This window comes from Halomonas sp. THAF12 (assembly GCF_009363675.1).
GTDB classification, from domain to species: Bacteria; Pseudomonadota; Gammaproteobacteria; order Pseudomonadales; family Halomonadaceae; genus Halomonas; species Halomonas smyrnensis.
Window position 1 is genome coordinate 1,848,393 of record NZ_CP045399.1, and the last position, 16,431, is coordinate 1,864,823.

The 16,431-nt window shown below is 68.7% G+C and carries 14 protein-coding genes; 9 read left to right on the top strand and 5 right to left on the bottom strand.

The window, feature by feature from the left end:
• Positions 1 to 4 precede the first annotated feature (4 nt).
• From uvrB to FIU88_RS08625, 5 genes are all read left to right on the top strand, one after another.
• Entirely contained in the window at positions 5 to 2,026 is a 2,022-nt protein-coding gene (uvrB, locus tag FIU88_RS08605; protein WP_016854872.1) for an excinuclease ABC subunit UvrB, read from the top strand.
• Positions 2,027 to 2,068: 42 nt separating this feature from the next.
• Positions 2,069 to 2,890: an endonuclease VIII gene (gene nei / locus FIU88_RS08610; RefSeq protein WP_152478920.1), complete on the top strand. Its 822-nt coding sequence runs from the start codon at positions 2,069 to 2,071 to the stop codon at positions 2,888 to 2,890.
• Positions 2,891 to 3,108: 218 nt separating this feature from the next.
• The gene (locus FIU88_RS08615) at positions 3,109 to 4,614 is read left to right on the top strand and encodes a fumarate hydratase (RefSeq protein ID WP_016854874.1); all 1,506 of its coding nucleotides are present in this window, start codon (positions 3,109 to 3,111) and stop codon (positions 4,612 to 4,614) included.
• 108 nt (positions 4,615 to 4,722) lie between these two features.
• The gene (gene cls, locus FIU88_RS08620; protein WP_152478921.1) at positions 4,723 to 6,141 is read left to right on the top strand and encodes a cardiolipin synthase; all 1,419 of its coding nucleotides are present in this window, start codon (positions 4,723 to 4,725) and stop codon (positions 6,139 to 6,141) included.
• A gap of 83 nt (positions 6,142 to 6,224) precedes the next feature.
• Entirely contained in the window at positions 6,225 to 7,142 is a 918-nt protein-coding gene (locus FIU88_RS08625; RefSeq protein ID WP_016854876.1) for a LysR substrate-binding domain-containing protein, read from the top strand.
• 104 nt (positions 7,143 to 7,246) lie between these two features.
• On the opposite strand, the gene FIU88_RS08630 is transcribed toward FIU88_RS08625, so the two are convergent.
• Complete coding sequence (locus FIU88_RS08630; RefSeq protein WP_152478922.1) at positions 7,247 to 8,341, bottom strand: bifunctional nicotinamide-nucleotide adenylyltransferase/Nudix hydroxylase; 1,095 nt, start codon at positions 8,339 to 8,341, stop codon at positions 7,247 to 7,249.
• Between the two features lie 128 nt (positions 8,342 to 8,469).
• On the opposite strand from FIU88_RS08630, the gene FIU88_RS08635 reads away from it, so the two are divergent.
• Complete coding sequence (locus tag FIU88_RS08635) at positions 8,470 to 9,579, top strand: YihY/virulence factor BrkB family protein (protein ID WP_152478923.1); 1,110 nt, start codon at positions 8,470 to 8,472, stop codon at positions 9,577 to 9,579.
• A gap of 3 nt (positions 9,580 to 9,582) precedes the next feature.
• Here the strand turns inward: FIU88_RS08635 and FIU88_RS08640 are convergent, their stop codons facing one another.
• Positions 9,583 to 10,638 (bottom strand): Glu/Leu/Phe/Val dehydrogenase, encoded by a 1,056-nt coding sequence (locus FIU88_RS08640; RefSeq protein ID WP_152478924.1) that lies wholly within the window; start codon positions 10,636 to 10,638, stop codon positions 9,583 to 9,585.
• Positions 10,639 to 10,768: 130 nt separating this feature from the next.
• On the opposite strand from FIU88_RS08640, the gene FIU88_RS08645 reads away from it, so the two are divergent.
• Complete coding sequence (locus FIU88_RS08645; RefSeq protein WP_152478925.1) at positions 10,769 to 11,050, top strand: acylphosphatase; 282 nt, start codon at positions 10,769 to 10,771, stop codon at positions 11,048 to 11,050.
• A gap of 87 nt (positions 11,051 to 11,137) precedes the next feature.
• On the opposite strand, the gene FIU88_RS08650 is transcribed toward FIU88_RS08645, so the two are convergent.
• From FIU88_RS08650 to FIU88_RS08660, 3 genes are all read right to left on the bottom strand, one after another.
• Entirely contained in the window at positions 11,138 to 12,079 is a 942-nt protein-coding gene (locus FIU88_RS08650) for a nucleoside hydrolase (protein WP_152478926.1), read from the bottom strand.
• A gap of 20 nt (positions 12,080 to 12,099) precedes the next feature.
• On the bottom strand, positions 12,100 to 13,014 hold the full coding sequence (locus tag FIU88_RS08655; protein ID WP_152478927.1) for a ribokinase: 915 nt from the start codon (positions 13,012 to 13,014) through the stop codon (positions 12,100 to 12,102).
• Positions 13,015 to 13,169: 155 nt separating this feature from the next.
• On the bottom strand, positions 13,170 to 14,102 hold the full coding sequence (locus FIU88_RS08660) for a D-2-hydroxyacid dehydrogenase (protein ID WP_152478928.1): 933 nt from the start codon (positions 14,100 to 14,102) through the stop codon (positions 13,170 to 13,172).
• A 192-nt stretch (positions 14,103 to 14,294) separates the two neighbouring features.
• Here FIU88_RS08660 and FIU88_RS08665 point away from each other — a divergent pair, with 192 nt between their 5' ends.
• Positions 14,295 to 14,528, top strand: a complete 234-nt coding sequence (locus FIU88_RS08665; RefSeq protein ID WP_016854884.1) for an FmdB family zinc ribbon protein — start codon at positions 14,295 to 14,297, stop codon at positions 14,526 to 14,528.
• 51 nt (positions 14,529 to 14,579) lie between these two features.
• On the top strand, positions 14,580 to 16,361 hold the full coding sequence (aspS, locus tag FIU88_RS08670) for an aspartate--tRNA ligase (RefSeq protein ID WP_152478929.1): 1,782 nt from the start codon (positions 14,580 to 14,582) through the stop codon (positions 16,359 to 16,361).
• Positions 16,362 to 16,431 lie beyond the last annotated feature (70 nt).

A 16,431-nucleotide genomic window follows, 5' to 3' on the forward strand; every position in this document is an offset into this window, starting at 1 on the left:
CCCGATGAGCAAGGCATTCCGACTCGAGTCCAAGTACCGGCCCGCCGGCGACCAGCCCACGGCCATCCAGGGCCTGGTCAACGGGCTCGATGCGGGGCTTGCCCACCAGACGCTGCTCGGCGTGACCGGTTCGGGCAAGACCTACACCATGGCCAACGTGGTCGAGCGCCTGCAGCGTCCGACCATCGTCATGGCGCCCAACAAGACGCTGGCGGCCCAGCTCTACGGCGAGTTCAAGTCGTTCTTCCCCGACAACGCCGTGGAATACTTCGTCTCCTACTACGACTACTACCAGCCCGAGGCCTACGTGCCGTCCTCGGACACCTTCATCGAGAAGGACGCCTCGATCAACGACCACATCGAGCAGATGCGGCTGTCGGCGACCAAGGCGCTGCTCGAGCGTCGCGACGCCCTGATCGTGGTCTCGGTGTCGGCCATCTACGGCCTCGGCGATCCCGATCAGTACCTGAAGATGCGCCTGCACTTCAATCGCGGCGAGCTGATCGACCAGCGGGCCTTCCTGCGCCGCCTGGCGGAGCTGCAGTACACCCGCAACGACCTGGACTTCAAGCGCGGCACCTACCGGGTGCGCGGCGACGTGATCGACATCTTCCCGGCCGACGCCGAGGACGAGGCGGTGCGGGTGGAGCTGTTCGACGACGAGATCGACGGCATCAGCCTGTTCGACCCGCTGACCGGCGAGGTGCGCGGCAAGGTCCCGCGCATGACGATCTACCCGAAGTCGCACTACGTCACGCCCCGCGAGACCATCATGGGCGCCATCGACCGCATCAAGGAGGAGCTCGCGGAGCGGCTGGCCTTCATGCGCCAGCACGACAAGCTGGTGGAGGCCCAGCGCCTCGAGCAGCGCACCCTCTACGACATCGAGATGATGCTCGAGCTCGGCTACTGCAACGGCATCGAGAACTACTCGCGCTATCTCTCGGGCCGCGAGCCGGGCCAGGCGCCGCCGACCTTCTTCGACTACCTGCCCAGCGACGCGCTGTTGTTCATCGACGAGTCCCACGTCAGCGTTCCTCAGGTGGGCGGCATGTACAAGGGCGACCGCTCGCGCAAGGAGACCCTGGTCGAGTATGGCTTCCGGCTGCCCTCGGCGCTGGACAACCGCCCGATGAAGTTCGAGGAGTGGGAGCGGATCAGCCCGCAGACGGTCTTCGTCTCGGCCACGCCCGGCCCCTACGAGGCCGAGCACGCCGGTCAGGTGGTCGAGCAGGTGGTGCGGCCCACCGGGCTGCTCGACCCCGAGCTCGAGGTGCGTCCGGCCTCCACCCAGGTCGATGACCTGCTGTCCGAGATCCGCGAGCGCACCGCGGTGGAGGAGCGCGTGCTGGTCACGACCCTGACCAAGCGCATGGCCGAGGACCTCACCGAGTATCTCGACGAGCACGACGTGCGGGTGCGCTACCTGCACTCCGACATCGACACCGTGGAGCGGGTCGAGATCATCCGCGACCTGCGCCTCGGCAAGTTCGACGTGCTGGTCGGCATCAACCTGCTGCGCGAGGGCCTCGACATCCCCGAGGTGTCGCTGGTGGCGATCCTCGACGCCGACAAGGAAGGCTTCCTGCGCAACGAGCGCTCGCTGATCCAGACCATCGGCCGCGCGGCACGCAACGCCCACGGCAAGGCGGTGCTCTACGCCGACCGCATCACCGATTCCATGCGCCGTGCCATGGACGAGACCGAGCGTCGCCGGGCCAAGCAGATCGCCCACAACGAGGAGCACGGCATCGTGCCGGAGACGGTGCATCGCTCGGTGGCCGACATCCTCGAGGCCGCCGAGGCCCCGGGGCGCAAGGGCAAGGGCCGCAAGAGCGAGCGCAAGGTGGCCGAGGGCTCGACGGTCTACGATCCGAACGACCTGGGGCCGGCCGAGCTGGCCAAGGAGATCACCCGGCTGGAGGACGCCATGTCCGAGGCGGCCCAGAACCTCGAGTTCGAGGAGGCCGCGCGGCTGCGCGACCGGCTGCTGGAGCTCAAGGAGCGCCAGCTGGCCGTGGGCTAGTCACCGGCGGTTGAGCAGGGACGGTATCAGCAAGGAGAAAGCATGCCGGAAGGCCCCGAGATTCGTCGTGCGGCGGATGCGCTGCACGACCACCTCGCCGGGCGTCGTCTCGACGACGCCTGGTTCGCGTTTCCCGAGCTGGCGGATCAGGCCGGTTCGCTGATCGGCCGCGAGGTGAGGGCGGTCGACAGCTGGGGCAAGGCGCTGCTGACCCGCTTCGACGACGGTCGGGTGCTCTATTCCCACAACCAGCTCTATGGCGTGTGGAAGCTCCACGACGCCGAGCGGGAGCCCGATACCCAACGCTCGCTGCGCGTGCGCCTGACCGCCGGGGATCGCATGGCGAGCCTCTACAGCGCCTCCGATGTGTCGCTGTGGGAAGCAGGGCGCCTGCACGAGCATCCCTTCCTGTCGCGGCTCGGTCCCGATCTGCTGACCCATGAGGTCACGGTCGACACCCTCGTCGAGCGGCTGATGGACCCGCGCTGGCGCGGGCGCCGCCTGGGCGGCCTGCTGCTGGACCAGTCGCTGGTCGCGGGGCTCGGCAACTACCTGCGCTCGGAGATCCTGTTCTTCGCCGCGCTCTCCCATCGGGCCCGGCCGGTCGACCTGAGCGACGACGAGCGTCGCGAGCTTGCCGGGCAGATGCTGGCCCTGACGCGGCGCTCCTACGAGACCGGCGGGGTGACCAACCGCGACGACTGGGCCGCCGCCGACCGGCGCGAGGGGCGCAGCCGCAGGCGCTGGCGCTTCGCCGCCTTCGAGCGTGAGGGCCTGCCTTGCCATCGCTGCGGGCGGCCGATCGAGAAGCTCGGCGTGGCCTCGCGGCGGCTCTATCGCTGCCCGTCCTGCCAGCCGGACTGAGCCCTCGAGGTTCTCGGTGAAAAAATATACCGTTATCTTCTGTTTTCCTTACCTCGCTAACCTCGGTGGCGCTGCCGCTGGAAGGCAAGTGCGATATAATGTCGCCCCGTTCGAGCCCGCCACCGGTTTCAGGCCGCAGGCATCTGTCGGATCAGCGTTGAGTCCGGCACCTGTCTTGAGAAGCGGGCGTGTCGACCCACCAATGGAGCGTCTTGCCCATGACCGTGATCCGCCAGGATGACCTCATCCAGAGCGTCGCCGATGCCCTGCAGTACATCTCCTACTACCATCCCAAGGACTTCATCGACGCCATGGCGGCGGCCTACGAGCGCGAGGAGAACCCCGCGGCCAAGGACGCCATCGCCCAGATCCTGATCAACTCGCGGATGTGCGCCACCGGCCATCGGCCGATCTGCCAGGACACCGGCATCGTCACCGTCTTCGTCCACGTCGGCATGAACGTGCGCTTCGAGACCGACATGAGCCTCGACGACATGGTCAACGAGGGCGTGCGCCGGGCCTACAAGCTGCCCGACAACATCCTGCGCGCCTCGGTGCTGGCCGACCCGGACGGCAAGCGTCAGAACACCAAGGACAACACCCCGGCGATCATCCACCACAAGCTGGTGCCCGGTGATACCGTCGAGGTGCACGTGGCGGCCAAGGGCGGCGGCAGCGAGGCCAAGTCCAAGTTCGCCATGCTCAACCCCTCCGACAGCGTGGTCGACTGGGTGCTCGAGCAGCTGCCCAAGATGGGCGCCGGCTGGTGCCCGCCCGGCATGCTCGGCATCGGCATCGGCGGTACCGCCGAGAAGGCCATGGAGCTGGCCAAGGAGTCGCTGCTCGACCCGATCGACATCCAGGACCTGCAGGCCCGGGGGGCATCCGATCGCGCCGAGGAGCTGCGCCTCGAGCTCTACGACAAGGTCAACCAGACCGGCATCGGCGCCCAGGGCCTGGGTGGCCTGACCACGGTGCTCGACATCAAGGTCAAGGACTACCCGACCCACGCGGCCAACAAGCCGGTGGCGATCATCCCCAACTGCGCGGCCACCCGTCACGCCCACTTCACGCTGGATGGCACCGGCCCGGCGGCGCTGCCGGCGCCGAAGCTCGAGGACTGGCCGGAGATCACCCGCGAGGCGGGCGACAACGTCAAGCGCGTCAACCTCGACGATATCACTCCGGAAGAGGTGCAGAGCTGGCAGCCCGGCGACACCCTGCTGCTCAACGGCAAGCTGCTGACCGGCCGCGATGCCGCCCACAAGCGCATGGTCGACATGCTGGCCAGGGGCGAGACCCTGCCGGTGGACCTCAAGGGCCGCTTCATCTACTACGTCGGGCCCGTCGATCCGGTCGGCGACGAGGTGGTCGGTCCGGCCGGCCCCACCACCGCGACCCGCATGGACAAGTTCACTCGCACCATGCTCGAACAGACCGGCCTGCAGGGCATGGTCGGCAAGGCCGAGCGGGGCGAGGCGGCCATCGAGGCGATCCGCGACAACCAGGCCGTCTACCTGATGGCGGTGGGCGGTTCTGCCTACCTGGTGGCCCAGGCCATCAAGCAGGCCCGCGTGGTCGGCTTCGAGGACCTGGGCATGGAAGCCATCTACGAGTTCGAGGTGGAGGACATGCCGGTGACCGTGGCCGTGGACAGCGCGGGCACCTCGGTCCACCAGACCGGTCCGGCCAAGTGGAAGGAGATCATCGCCGAGCGCGTCTGATCCCCGACGCCAGCGTGAGAATCGACGGCCCCGCCATCTGGCGGGGCCGTCGTCGTTTTGCGTATGCTGGGGACCCTCGCGCACATCCCACGGAAAGGGAGCCTGCTCATGACGTCATGGCTGTTCGGCCTGCTGATCCTCGCCCTTCATCTGCTCGGCATGCTGTCGGCGGTGAAGGCGCTGATGTCGGCGCGCACCTCCCAGGGGGCGATCGCCTGGATCCTGTCGCTGGTCACGGTGCCCTATCTGGCGGTGCCGGCCTACTGGGTGTTCGGGCGCCCGCGCTTCTACGGCTACGTCTCCGCGAGGGGCGAGCGCGATACCGTGCTGCGCCGCGTGCTGGAAGGCTATCGTGAGCGGGTCGCCCCCTATCTGGCCGGCGCCCGTGAGGCCGACGTGCGGGCCGTGGAGAAGCTGGCGATGATGCCGATGACCCGGGGCAACGACGCCGAGCTGCTGATCGACGGCACGGCCACCTTCGACAGCCTGTTCGACGGGATCGATGCCGCCGAGGACTACATCCTGATCCAGTTCTTCATCGTCCGCGACGATGACCTGGGTCATCGGCTCAGCGAGCATCTGCGGGCGGCGGCGGAGCGGGGCGTCTGGGTGCGTTTCCTGTACGACGAGATCGGCAGCCACGCGCTGCCGGAGCGCTACCTCAAGGCGCTGAGGGAAGCCGGTATCGAGGTCAGCGCCTTCCATTCGTCACGTGGGCTGCGTCATCGCTTCCAGCTCAACTTCCGCAACCATCGCAAGATCGTGGTGGTCGACGGTTATCAGGGCTGGATCGGGGGGCACAACGTCGGCGTCGAGTACCTGGGCCAGCATGCCCGTCACGGCCATTGGCGCGATACCCATCTCAAGCTGGTCGGGCCCAGCGTGCTCGGCCTGCAGGAGGCCTTCTGGGAAGACTGGCACTGGGCCACCGGCGAGGTGATCCGCCTGGACTGGGTGCCGCGCGAGAGCGATCAGGCGTGTCGTAACGTGGTCATCGTGCCCTCGGGGCCGGCGGACCCCCAGGAGACCGCCAGCCTGCTGGTGCAGCACGCCATCCACCGGGCCCACGAGCGGCTATGGATCACCAGTCCCTACTTCGTGCCCGATCACAGCGTACAGGACGCCCTGCGTCTGGCGGCCATGCGTGGGGTGGACGTGCGCATCATGATGCCCGAGCGGCCCGATCACCTGCTGGTGTTCCTGTCGGCCTTCTCCTTCCTGCCGGACATGCTGCGCGCCGGGGTCAGGGTCTACCGCTACCAGCCGGGCTTCCTGCACCAGAAGGTGATCCTGATCGACCAGGCCGCGGCCTGCGTCGGCACGGTCAATCTCGACAATCGCTCGTTCCGGCTCAACTTCGAGGTCACCGCCTTCGTGCCGGATCAGGGCTTCGCCACGGAAGTGGAAACCATGCTGGAGCGGGATTTCGCCAACTGTCGCGAGGTCTCGCTGGAGGAGATCCGCTCGCGCCCGCTATGGAAGAAGCTGGTCTCCCGGGGCGCCTACCTGTTCGCGCCGGTGCAGTGAACGCGGAAAGCGGCGAATCGTCTTGGGTCGTCAGGCTGGCTGGGGTACATTAGCGGCCTTCATGCATTCCGTTCGGAGTCGTGGTGAATCTCGAGACCAAGTGGCTGGAGGACTTCGTTGCCCTGGCCAATACCCGCAGCTTTTCCGCCTCGGCCCGGCAGCGTCATGTCACGCAGCCGGCCTTCAGTCGCCGCATCCGTTCCCTGGAGCAGGCCGTCGGCGTGACCCTGGTCGATCGTTCCACCACGCCGGTCGATCTCACTCCCCAGGGGCAGCTGTTCCTGGTTACCGCGCGCAACATGGTCGAGCAGCTCAACGAGAGCCTCGGTCACCTGCGTGGACTGTCGATGGCCAACGAGGCGCTCGACATCGTCGCCGCTCACTCCCTGGCGCTGAGCTTCTTTCCGCCCTGGATCTCGCGCCTGCAGAAGGGCGTGGGCGAGCTGCCGACGCGGCTGGTCGCCATGAACGTGGGGGACGCCATCCACGTGCTGCGGGAGGGCAACTGCGACCTGATGCTGGCCTACTACGATCCCTACGCCACCATGCAGCTCGATGCCGAGGTCTTCCCGTCGTTCTCGATCGGTCAGGTCAAGATGGTGCCGGTGAGCCTGCCCGACGAGGCGGGCAAGCCGCGTTTCTCGCTGGAAGGGCGCCAGGAGGTGCCGTATCTCGCCTACACCCAGGGCGCCTTCCTCGGCCGCAGCGTGCGCATGCTGCTCAAGAACGACCCGCTGCGCATGCGGCTGCGGGTGGTCTACGAGACGGCCATGGCCGAGGGCCTCAAGGGCATGGTGCTGCAGGGCGTGGGCATGGCCTGGATTCCCGACTTCTGCATCCGCGAGGAGCTCAACAGCGGGCGCCTGGTGCGGGCTGGGCCCGAGAACTATGACGTGCCGCTGGAGATCCGCCTCTATCGCTGTTCGCTGGTGCACAAGCCGGGGGTGGAGAAGCTGTGGCGGCAGATGATGAAGCTGCCGCGGGATTTCCTCCAGGCCTGAAAAAGGCGGGATGTCCTGCTGCGCTCGACGGCTCGTGACGGACATCTCGACGTTTTCAGCGTTCCAGCATCATGGTTGGGGTGACAGGGACTCGCCGGCGCCTGTCAGGGCCCGCCGAAGTCGGCGGGCAGGCCCAGGAAGTTCTGGATGATGAAGAAGTGATCCTCGAACAGCGCGTCGGGTTCGAGGTCGGCCAGCGGCACCCAGCGGGCGTGGTCGCCGCCCTTGACCGGCTTGAGCTGCGGCAGCTGCTGCTCCGGGCGCAGGGCGAAGTAGAAGGCTTCCGCCAGGGTGCGTCCCCGCCAGCTGCGATGCGGCTCGTCGAACAGCCGCTGCCCGCGCAGTGAACCCTTCAGCACCGGCTCCGGCACCTTGAGCCGCACCCGTTCGCGCAGCTCGCGCAGGCAGGCATCCAGCAGCCGCTCCTGAGGACTGATGAAGCCGCCGGGCAGGGCATAGAGCCCCTTGCCGGGCGCCGCGGTGCGCTTGACCAGCAGCACGTGCCCCGACTGGACCACCACCGCGCAGGCGGTGACGAACACCGGCGGGTAGGGCGCCTGGGCCCAGGCCTGGCGGTACTGCTCCAGCAGCCCCTGTTCCTCCACCAGCTGCTCGAAGGCCTCGGTCTCGAGGAACCCCTTGAGGCTGTCCACCACGCCCGGCGGCAGGTCATGCGAGGCGCCGGCGCTGGCGTAGTCCGCCGCGGCGATCGACGAGCGAAACAGTCGCTCGCGGATCTGGCTGGCGGAGATGCCCTCGACCATCGGCACGCTGACCGACTCCCACTGGGGGAAGAGCGACAGGTAGTAGCTGGACTGGCCCCGGCTGGCGCCGATCAGGCCGATGCGCGGCAGGCGCGCATGGCTCGGCGCGGCGATGTCGCGCACCTTGCGCTGCACGTCGCGGACCCAGACGTCGTTGTTGTAGAGCGCATCGAGCAGCGGCACGATCTCGAGCCGGGCGTTGTCGTCGGCGTCGAAGGCGCTTCGCAGCATCCGGCGGCGCTCGTCGAAGCGCCACGGATTGCGCAGCGAGCGCGCCTGCCAGGCCGACCCGACCAGCACGATCACCTGCCGGGCCCGCTTGAGCGCCTCGTGGATCACCGCCAGATGCCCCAGGTGCGGGGGCTGGAAGCGGCCGATGAAGACCAGGCAGTCGAAGTCGGGGGAGGACGTCTCGGCGTCCGGCGGCGGACACATGGCGGGGCTCCGGCGGGAAAAGGGCCCCATTATGGTGAGCCCCATGAAGCCGTGCAATGCTAATGCTCGTGACGACCAGGGGGCTCCGGTATGCTGAAGTGGCAAGGGACTGTAAAGGAGACATCGTGATGTGGAGCCGTATCAAGCAGGTCGTACTCTTCTGGTGGGGCGTGACCCGCGATGCCGTCAAGCTGTGGGTCGAGCGCAACGCCTTCAGCTATGCCGGCTCGCTGGCCTTCTACACGCTGTTCTCGCTGGCGCCGACCATCATCATCGCGGTGACCGTCATCGGCCTGGTGCTGGGCGAGGAGGCCGCCCAGGGGCAGATCGTCGCCCAGCTCGAGGGCACCATGGGCACCGGCGCCGCCGAGGCCATCCAGAGCGCCGTGGCCCAGTCGCGCATCGAGGCCTCCGGCCTGTGGCCGACGCTGATGGGGATCGGCGCCATGCTGGCCGGCGCGACCACCGTGTTCGGCCAGATGCAGTACTCGCTGAATACCCTGTGGGGCGTTACCGCTCACCCGAAGGCCAACAGCGTGCTGCTGCTGCTGAAGAAGCGCACCCTGTCGATGACGGTGGTACTGGCCATCGGCTTCATCCTGCTGGTGTCGCTGGTGCTGGGCGTGGCGGTCAAGTCCCTGCTGCAAGCGGCCAATGACCTGATGCCGTTCGTCGGCGCACTGACGGCGGCCATCGAGTTCCTGATCTCCCTGGCGCTGGTCAGCGCCCTGTTCGCGACCATCTTCCGGGTGCTGCCGGACGTGCTGCTGAGCTGGCGCGACGTGCTGGTGGGGGCCGTGGTCACCGCGCTGCTGTTCGCCGTGGGTCGCAGCGCCATCGCCACCTACCTGGCCTACACCGCCACCGCGTCCACCTACGGCGCGGCGGGCTCGGTGGTGGTCGTGCTGCTGTGGGTCTACTACAGCTCGCTGATCCTGCTGTTCGGCGCCGCCTTCACCAAGAGCCTGCTGCTGGCGCGGGGCGGTAAGGTGATCCCGCGCAATACCGCCGTGCTGGTGCATCACGAGCTGGTCGAGGACGAATCCCGGGACGAGGCCGCGACCAACGGCCAGCGGTGGTGGCCCGGCCGCCACCGGGACGATGCGTCGCCCCACGAGGCGGCCGATGACACGCCCGCCGGCGAACCTGCCAGCGCATCATCCCGCGCCGAGGCGAGCTCGGAGGACGCCGATGGCGCCACCGGCGATTCGGAGCCCCGTCCCCCTTCGGCTCGCTGAGCCTCAGCCGCCGGTCTCGAAGCGCTCCCGGGCCATGTCGTCGGCGACCGGGGCCGGGCTGCGGCCTTCCTGCGCGGCCCTGGCGAAGATCTCGTCCAGGGTCGTGCCGATCCCGGCGATATGCGCCATCACCGCTTCGGGGCGGGCGTCGTCGCGGCGCTGCCAGGCGATCTCGATCACGCCGCCGGCATTGGCCACGTAGTCGGGCGTGTAGAGAATGCCGCGGGCCAGCAGCTGGTCTGCCACCTCGGGGCTGGCCAGCTGATTGTTGGCCGCACCGCACACCACCCGCGCCTTGAGGCGCCTCACCACTTCCGGCGTCAGCGCCGCGCCCATGGCGCAGGGGGCGAAGACGTCCACCTCGGCATCGACGATGGCCTCGGGGGCCACGGTGTCGGCGTCGAGCTCCCTGGCCAGACGGGCCACGGCGTCGCGATCGACGTCGGCCAGCACCAGCCGGGCGCCGGCATCGTGCAGCCGCCGGGCCAGGCGACCGCCGACGTGTCCGACGCCCTGGAGGGCGATGCGCAACCCGGCGAGCTGATCCTCGGATTCCGCCCGGCCGAGGCCGTGGTAGATGGCGCTCTGCATGGCATGGAAGACGCCGAGGGCGGTCCAGGGTGAGGGATCGCCGGAGGCCCCGTCTCGGCCGAGCCCGCCGACGTGCTCGGTGGCCTCTGCGATGACGTGCATGTCCGCCTCGTCGGAGCCGGCGTCCTCGGCGGTGATGTAGCGCCCGCCCAGCGAGTCGATCAGTCGGCCCATGGCTTGCAATAACTCGGGCGTCTTGTCGCGCCGCGGGTCGGCGATGATCACCGCCTTGCCGCCGCCCAGCGGCAGATCGGCCAGCGCCGACTTGTAGGTCATGCCGCGGGACAGCCGCAGCACGTCGGTGAGGGCGTCGGCCTCGCTGGCGTAGGGATGGATGCGCAGCCCGCCCAGCGCGGGGCCGCGGGTGGTGTTGTGGATGGCGATGATGGCGCGCAGGCCGCTGGCCGTGTCGCAGCCGTGGATGACCTGCAGATGGTGGTCGAAGTCGGGATGATCGAAGACCGGCATGAGGCGTCTCCCTTATGAGGAAACCGGGGCAGCGAGGCGGCGCCGCGAGGCTTGTGGCCGCGCAAACGCCGATGTCACCCTATAGATTAGGACATCATCATCGCCAACCGTTCACCACAGGAGGCGTCGTATGAAGATTCATGCCATCAAGGCGCGCGTCAGCGGCCGCGTCCAGGGCGTCTGGTATCGCCGCGCCACCCAGGAGCGCGCGAGGCAGGCCGGGGTGACCGGTTACGCCATCAATCTGGCCGACGGCCGCGTGGAGGTGCTGCTGTGCGGGGCGCGGGAGGACGTCGAGGCCGTGGCGGCCTGGCTGTGGCAGGGGCCGCCGAACGCCGAGGTCACCAGCGTCGAGTCCGAGGAGATCGCGCTGGCGGAGGGCGAGGCGCCGGGCGCCTTCACCACCGGCTGACGGCGCCGCGAGCGAGACGCGGTGCCGCAACGAAAACCGCCGGCCCTGTGGACCGGCGGTGTCGTACGGCTTCGCGATGCCCGCGAATCAGGCGAGGGTCTCGGTGATCCACTCGACCACGGCTTCGCCGTCGACCCCCAGGCAGACGTCGGCCAGCGGCGTCTGCGACCAGCGCGGGGCGATGAACTCGCGGCCCTCGGACGCGAACAGGGTCTGCCCCTCCGCCGGGCCTTCGGTGGCCACGTTGAGATGGCCGCTGGCGACGGTGAACAGCTCCGGACGCACCAGCCAGGCCAGGGCCAGGCTGTCGTGCGGGCAGCAGCCGTCGATGCCCAGCGCGCCCTGGTAGAACTCGCGGTAGAAGGCGTAGCTGCCGGCCAGCACCTCGCCCAGCGTGCCCTGGCCGGCGGCGATGCGTTCCATGTGCTGCGGCGCCAGGACGCAGCGATGGGTGACGTCGAGGCCGACCAGGGTCAGCGGCCAGCCGGCGGTCAGCACCCGCTGGGCGGCGTGCGGGTCGTTGAAGATGTTGGCCTCGGCCACCGGGGTGACGTTGCCGCCTTCCCTGATCGAGCCGCCCATCACCACCACGCGCTTGACCCGCTCGGTGATGCTCGGGTCGATCTGCAGCGCCGCGGCCAGGTTGCCGAGCGGCCCCACGGCCACCAGCGACACCTCGCCGGGGCGGGCGTTGACGGTATCGACGATGAACTGCGCCGCGTTGCGGGCGTCGGCCTGACCGGTCACCGCCGGCAGGTCGATGTCGCCGAGGCCGTTGGCGCCGTGGATGTGTGCCGGTGCCGGGTGGCGCGGCTTGACCATCGGCACCGCCGCGCCCTGGGCCACCGGGATGCGCTGGCCGGCCAGCTCGGACAGCAGCAGCGCGTTGTGGGTGGCGGTCTCCACGTCGACGTTGCCGAAGGTGGTGGTCATGCCCAGCAGCTCGATGTCGGGATGGCGCAGGGCGATGGCGATGGCCTGGGCGTCGTCGACGCCCGGATCGGTATCGAAGATGATCGGTTCAGACATGGCGTCCTCGGCGGTCGGGTTCAGGGAGTGTTCGGGGTCTGAGTCTGGCGCTGCCACCGGGCCACCTCGGCGGCCTCGGGAATGCTCTCGGCCGCGCCGGAGCGCTGCACGCCCAGGGCGGCGGCGGCGGCGGCCCGTTCCAGGCAGGCCTCGGGCCCTTCGCCGTCCTGCAGCGCCGCCAGATAGTAGCCGATGAAGGTGTCGCCGGCGGCGGTGGTGTCGACCGGGGTGACCGGCATCGGCGGCTGGAAGTGGCGCGTCTCGCCGACCTGATACCAGGCGCCGTCGCCGCCCAGGGTCAGCACGGTCTCGGTGGACGGCAGGCGGCTGGCCAGGGCATCGAGCAGGGCAGAGGCGGCGCTGCCGGCGGGCAGGCCGGTGAGCATCTCCGCCTCGCTGCGATTGACGAACAGCAGCCGGCAGGCCTCCAGCGGCAGCTCGGCGGCGTCGGCGGTCATCGGCGCCGGGTTGAAGGCGATATGCAGCCCGCGCTCGCGCGCCGCCTCGAACAGATAGGGCAGGGCGATGCATTCGTTTTGGGCCAGCAGCCAGTCGCCGGGCCTGGCCTCGGCCAGTCGCGCATCCAGCGCCGCCTCGGTGAAGCCATGGTTGGCGCCGGGGAACAGCAGGATGGCGTTCTCGCCGGCATCGTCGACCTGGATGATGGCGTGGCCGCTGGGCTCATCCACCAGTTCGACGCTGTCGACGCCGACCCCGGAGGCCTCGAGCAGGTCGCGTGCCCAGGCGTCCTGCCGGCCCAGGCGGCCCCAGTGGCGCACCTGACCGCCGGCACGGGCCATGGCCAGCGACTGGTTGGCGCCCTTGCCGCCGAGCCCGACGCGGTAGCCGTGGCTGGTGAGGGTTTCGCCGGGCGTGACCAGGTGGGGAACGCGATAGATATGGTCGAGATTGATCGACCCGAAGTTGTGCAGCATGCCGTCGTCCGGATGAAGGGGCTTGGGGAAACGATACCGGCGAGAGTATCGGGGGCCAGAGCGACCTTCGCAAGCCGGGACGAGGCCCAATACCACATTTATACCGTTATCTTCTTGCTTAAACCGCCAGGCAGGGCCCGACGGTGTGAGAGTCTTCAGTCGCGGAGGGGGCGAGTGAGGTTGTCCGCGGTGAGCGCGACGATGCGCTGGCGGGCCTCGGGGCTGATCCAGGCGCTGTGGGGCGTCACGATCAGGTTGAGCGGCTCGCTCAGGGCATCGATCAGCGGATGACCGTCACGCGGGGGCTCCTCGGGCAGCACGTCGACGGCGAGCCCGCCGAGCCGTCCCTCGCGCAGGGCCTCGAGCGACGCGATCTCGTCGATCATCCCGCCACGGGCACAGTTGACCAGCAGTGCCGACGGCTTGAGCGTCGCCAGCAAGTCGGCGTCGACCAGGTGTCGGCTGGCCTCGGTGAGCGGGCAGTGCAGGCTGATGGCATCGGCGGTGGGAGCGAGCTCGTCGAGGGTGGGGCGGGCATCCTGCTCGGCCCCGGGGCGCGCGGCGAAGATGACCTCCATGCCGAAGGCGCCGGCGAGCTCGCCGACCCGGGTGCCGAGCTCGCCCTGGCCGACGATGACCAGACGCTTGCCCTCGAGCTGCAGGGTGGTGTGATCCATCAGGCAGAAGAAGGGGCTGTCTCCCCAACGGCCCTCGGCCACGTCGCGCTGGTAACGGCGCAGACGGCCGGCCAGGGCCAGCAGCTGCATCATCGTGTGCTGCGCCACGCTGGCCGTGCCGTAGGCGGAGACGTTGCGCACCACGATGCCGCGGCGCTCGGCTTCGTCCATGGCGATGTTGTTGGTGCCGGTGGCCAGCACGCAGATCAGCCTGAGGTCGGGCAGGGCGGCCAGGGCGTCGGCGTCGAGCACCACCTTGTTGACGATGGCCACCTGGGCGCCGGCGAGCCGGGCGACGGCCTCGTCGCGCTCGGTGAAGGCATGGACGTCGAGGCGGGACACCCGCTCGCGGATCGGCGTCAGGTCGATATCGTCGCCGAGGCTGGCGGCGTCGAGAATCACGGCATGCATGGCGGTCTTCCTTGTCGTTAGAGACGTCACCGCGGGGCTGGGCCTGGGGCCTGACGGCAGGCTATAATGTCGGGCTTTCAGGGCAGGCCAGTGTTGGAATCTTCGCCGCCCGACCCTATATCGCAGAACGTGTCGCGGGCCCGCTCGGTCCGCATCGCCCTCTGGGACGTCGTTACCGGGAGATATCGAACCATGCCCATCTACGAATACGAGTGCAAGGCCTGTGGCCACCGCCTGGAGAAGCTGCAGAAGATCAGCGCCGCGCCGCTGACCGACTGCCCGGCCTGCGAACAGGCCGAGCTCGACCGCCTGGTCTCCGCGGCGGGTTTCCGCCTGGCGGGCAGCGGCTGGTACGAGACCGACTTCAAGTCCGGCAGCAAGAAGAACCTGGCCGGCGGCGGCGAGACGTCCGGGTCGGCGGCCTGACCGCGGTCGTCGCCTCCCTACACCATTTCACGCAACAGAACAGGATACGACATGCGCAGCCATTATAGCGGCCAGCTGAACGAGACCATGGTGGATCAGACGGTCACCCTGTGCGGCTGGGTTCATCGCCGCCGTGACCATGGCGGGGTCATCTTCCTCGACATGCGCGACCGGGACGGTATCGCCCAGGTCGTGGTCGACCCCGACACCGCCGAGGCCTTCGCCAATGCCGACCGCGCCCGCAGCGAATACGTGCTGCGCATCAGCGGCCGCGTGCGTCTGCGCCCCGAGGGCACCCAGAACCCCAACATGCCCACCGGCCTGATCGAGGTGCTGGCCAAGGACGTGGAGGTGCTCAACACCGCCGCCACGCCGCCGTTCCAGCTCGACGAGCACGGCAAGGTCGGCGAGGAGGTGCGCCTCAAGCATCGCTACATCGACCTGCGTCGTCCGGAGATGATCGACAAGCTGCGCCTGCGTTCGCGCATCTCCCACAGCGTGCGCGCCTACCTCGAGGGGCAGGGCTTCCTCGACATCGAGACGCCGATCCTGACCCGCGCCACGCCGGAAGGCGCCCGCGACTATCTGGTGCCGAGCCGCACCCATCCGGGCAGCTTCTTCGCGCTGCCGCAGTCGCCGCAGCTGTTCAAGCAGCTGCTGATGGTGTCCGGCTTCGATCGCTACTACCAGATCGCCAAGTGCTTCCGTGACGAGGACCTGCGCGCCGACCGCCAGCCCGAGTTCACCCAGATCGATCTTGAGGCTTCCTTCGTCGAGGAGGAAGACATCATGTCGATCACCGAGAACATGGTGCGCAACCTGTTCAAGGACGTGCTGGACGTCGAGCTGCCGGCATTCCCGCGCATGCCCTACGCCGAGGCCATGCAGCGCTTCGGTTCCGACAAGCCGGACCTGCGTATCCCGCTCGAGCTGACCGACGTCGACGACCTGATGAAGGACGTGGACTTCAAGGTCTTCTCCGGCCCGGCCAACGCCGATGACGGTCGCGTGGCCGCGCTCAAGGTCAAGGGCGGCGCGACCCTGACGCGCAAGGAAATCGACGAGTACACCAAGTTCGTCGGCATCTACGGCGCCCGCGGCCTGGCCTGGATCAAGGTCAACGAGCGCGCGAAGGGCCTTGAGGGCCTGCAGTCGCCGATCGTCAAGTTCATGGAAGGCGTGGTCGAGCAGCTGCTGGACCGCGTCGGCGCCGAGGACGGCGACATCATCTTCTTCGGCGCGGACAAGACCAACATCGTCAACGAGGCGCTGGGCGCGCTGCGCGTCAAGCTGGGTGAGGACCTCGAGCTCTACACCGCCGAGTGGTCGCCGCTGTGGGTGGTCGACTTCCCGATGTTCGAGGCCGACGGCAACGCCCGCCTGCAGGCGCTGCACCACCCGTTCACCGCACCGTCCTGCGACGTGGAAACGCTCAAGAACAACCCGGCCGAGGCGCTGTCCCGCGCCTACGACATGGTGCTCAACGGCACCGAGCTGGGTGGCGGCTCGATCCGTATCCACGATCAGGCCATGCAGCAGAGCGTGCTCGAGCTGCTCGGCATCGGCGAGGAAGAGGCCCGCGAGAAGTTCGGCTTCCTGCTCGACGCCCTGCAGTACGGCGCGCCGCCCCACGGTGGCCTGGCCTTCGGCCTCGATCGCCTGGTGATGCTGATGAGCGGCGCCCGCACCATCCGTGAGGTGATCGCCTTCCCGAAGACCCAGAGCGCGGCCTGCCTGATGACCGACGCCCCGGGCGAGGTCAGCGGCGAGCAGCTCAAGGAGCTCAACATTCGCCTGCGCCAGAAGGCCAAGGCGGAAGGCGCCGCCGAATAATCGGCGAGTCTCCCGTGATCGCACCGGCGCCCCTTGTGGCGCCGGTGTCGTTTCTGGGGGTAATAAAGCT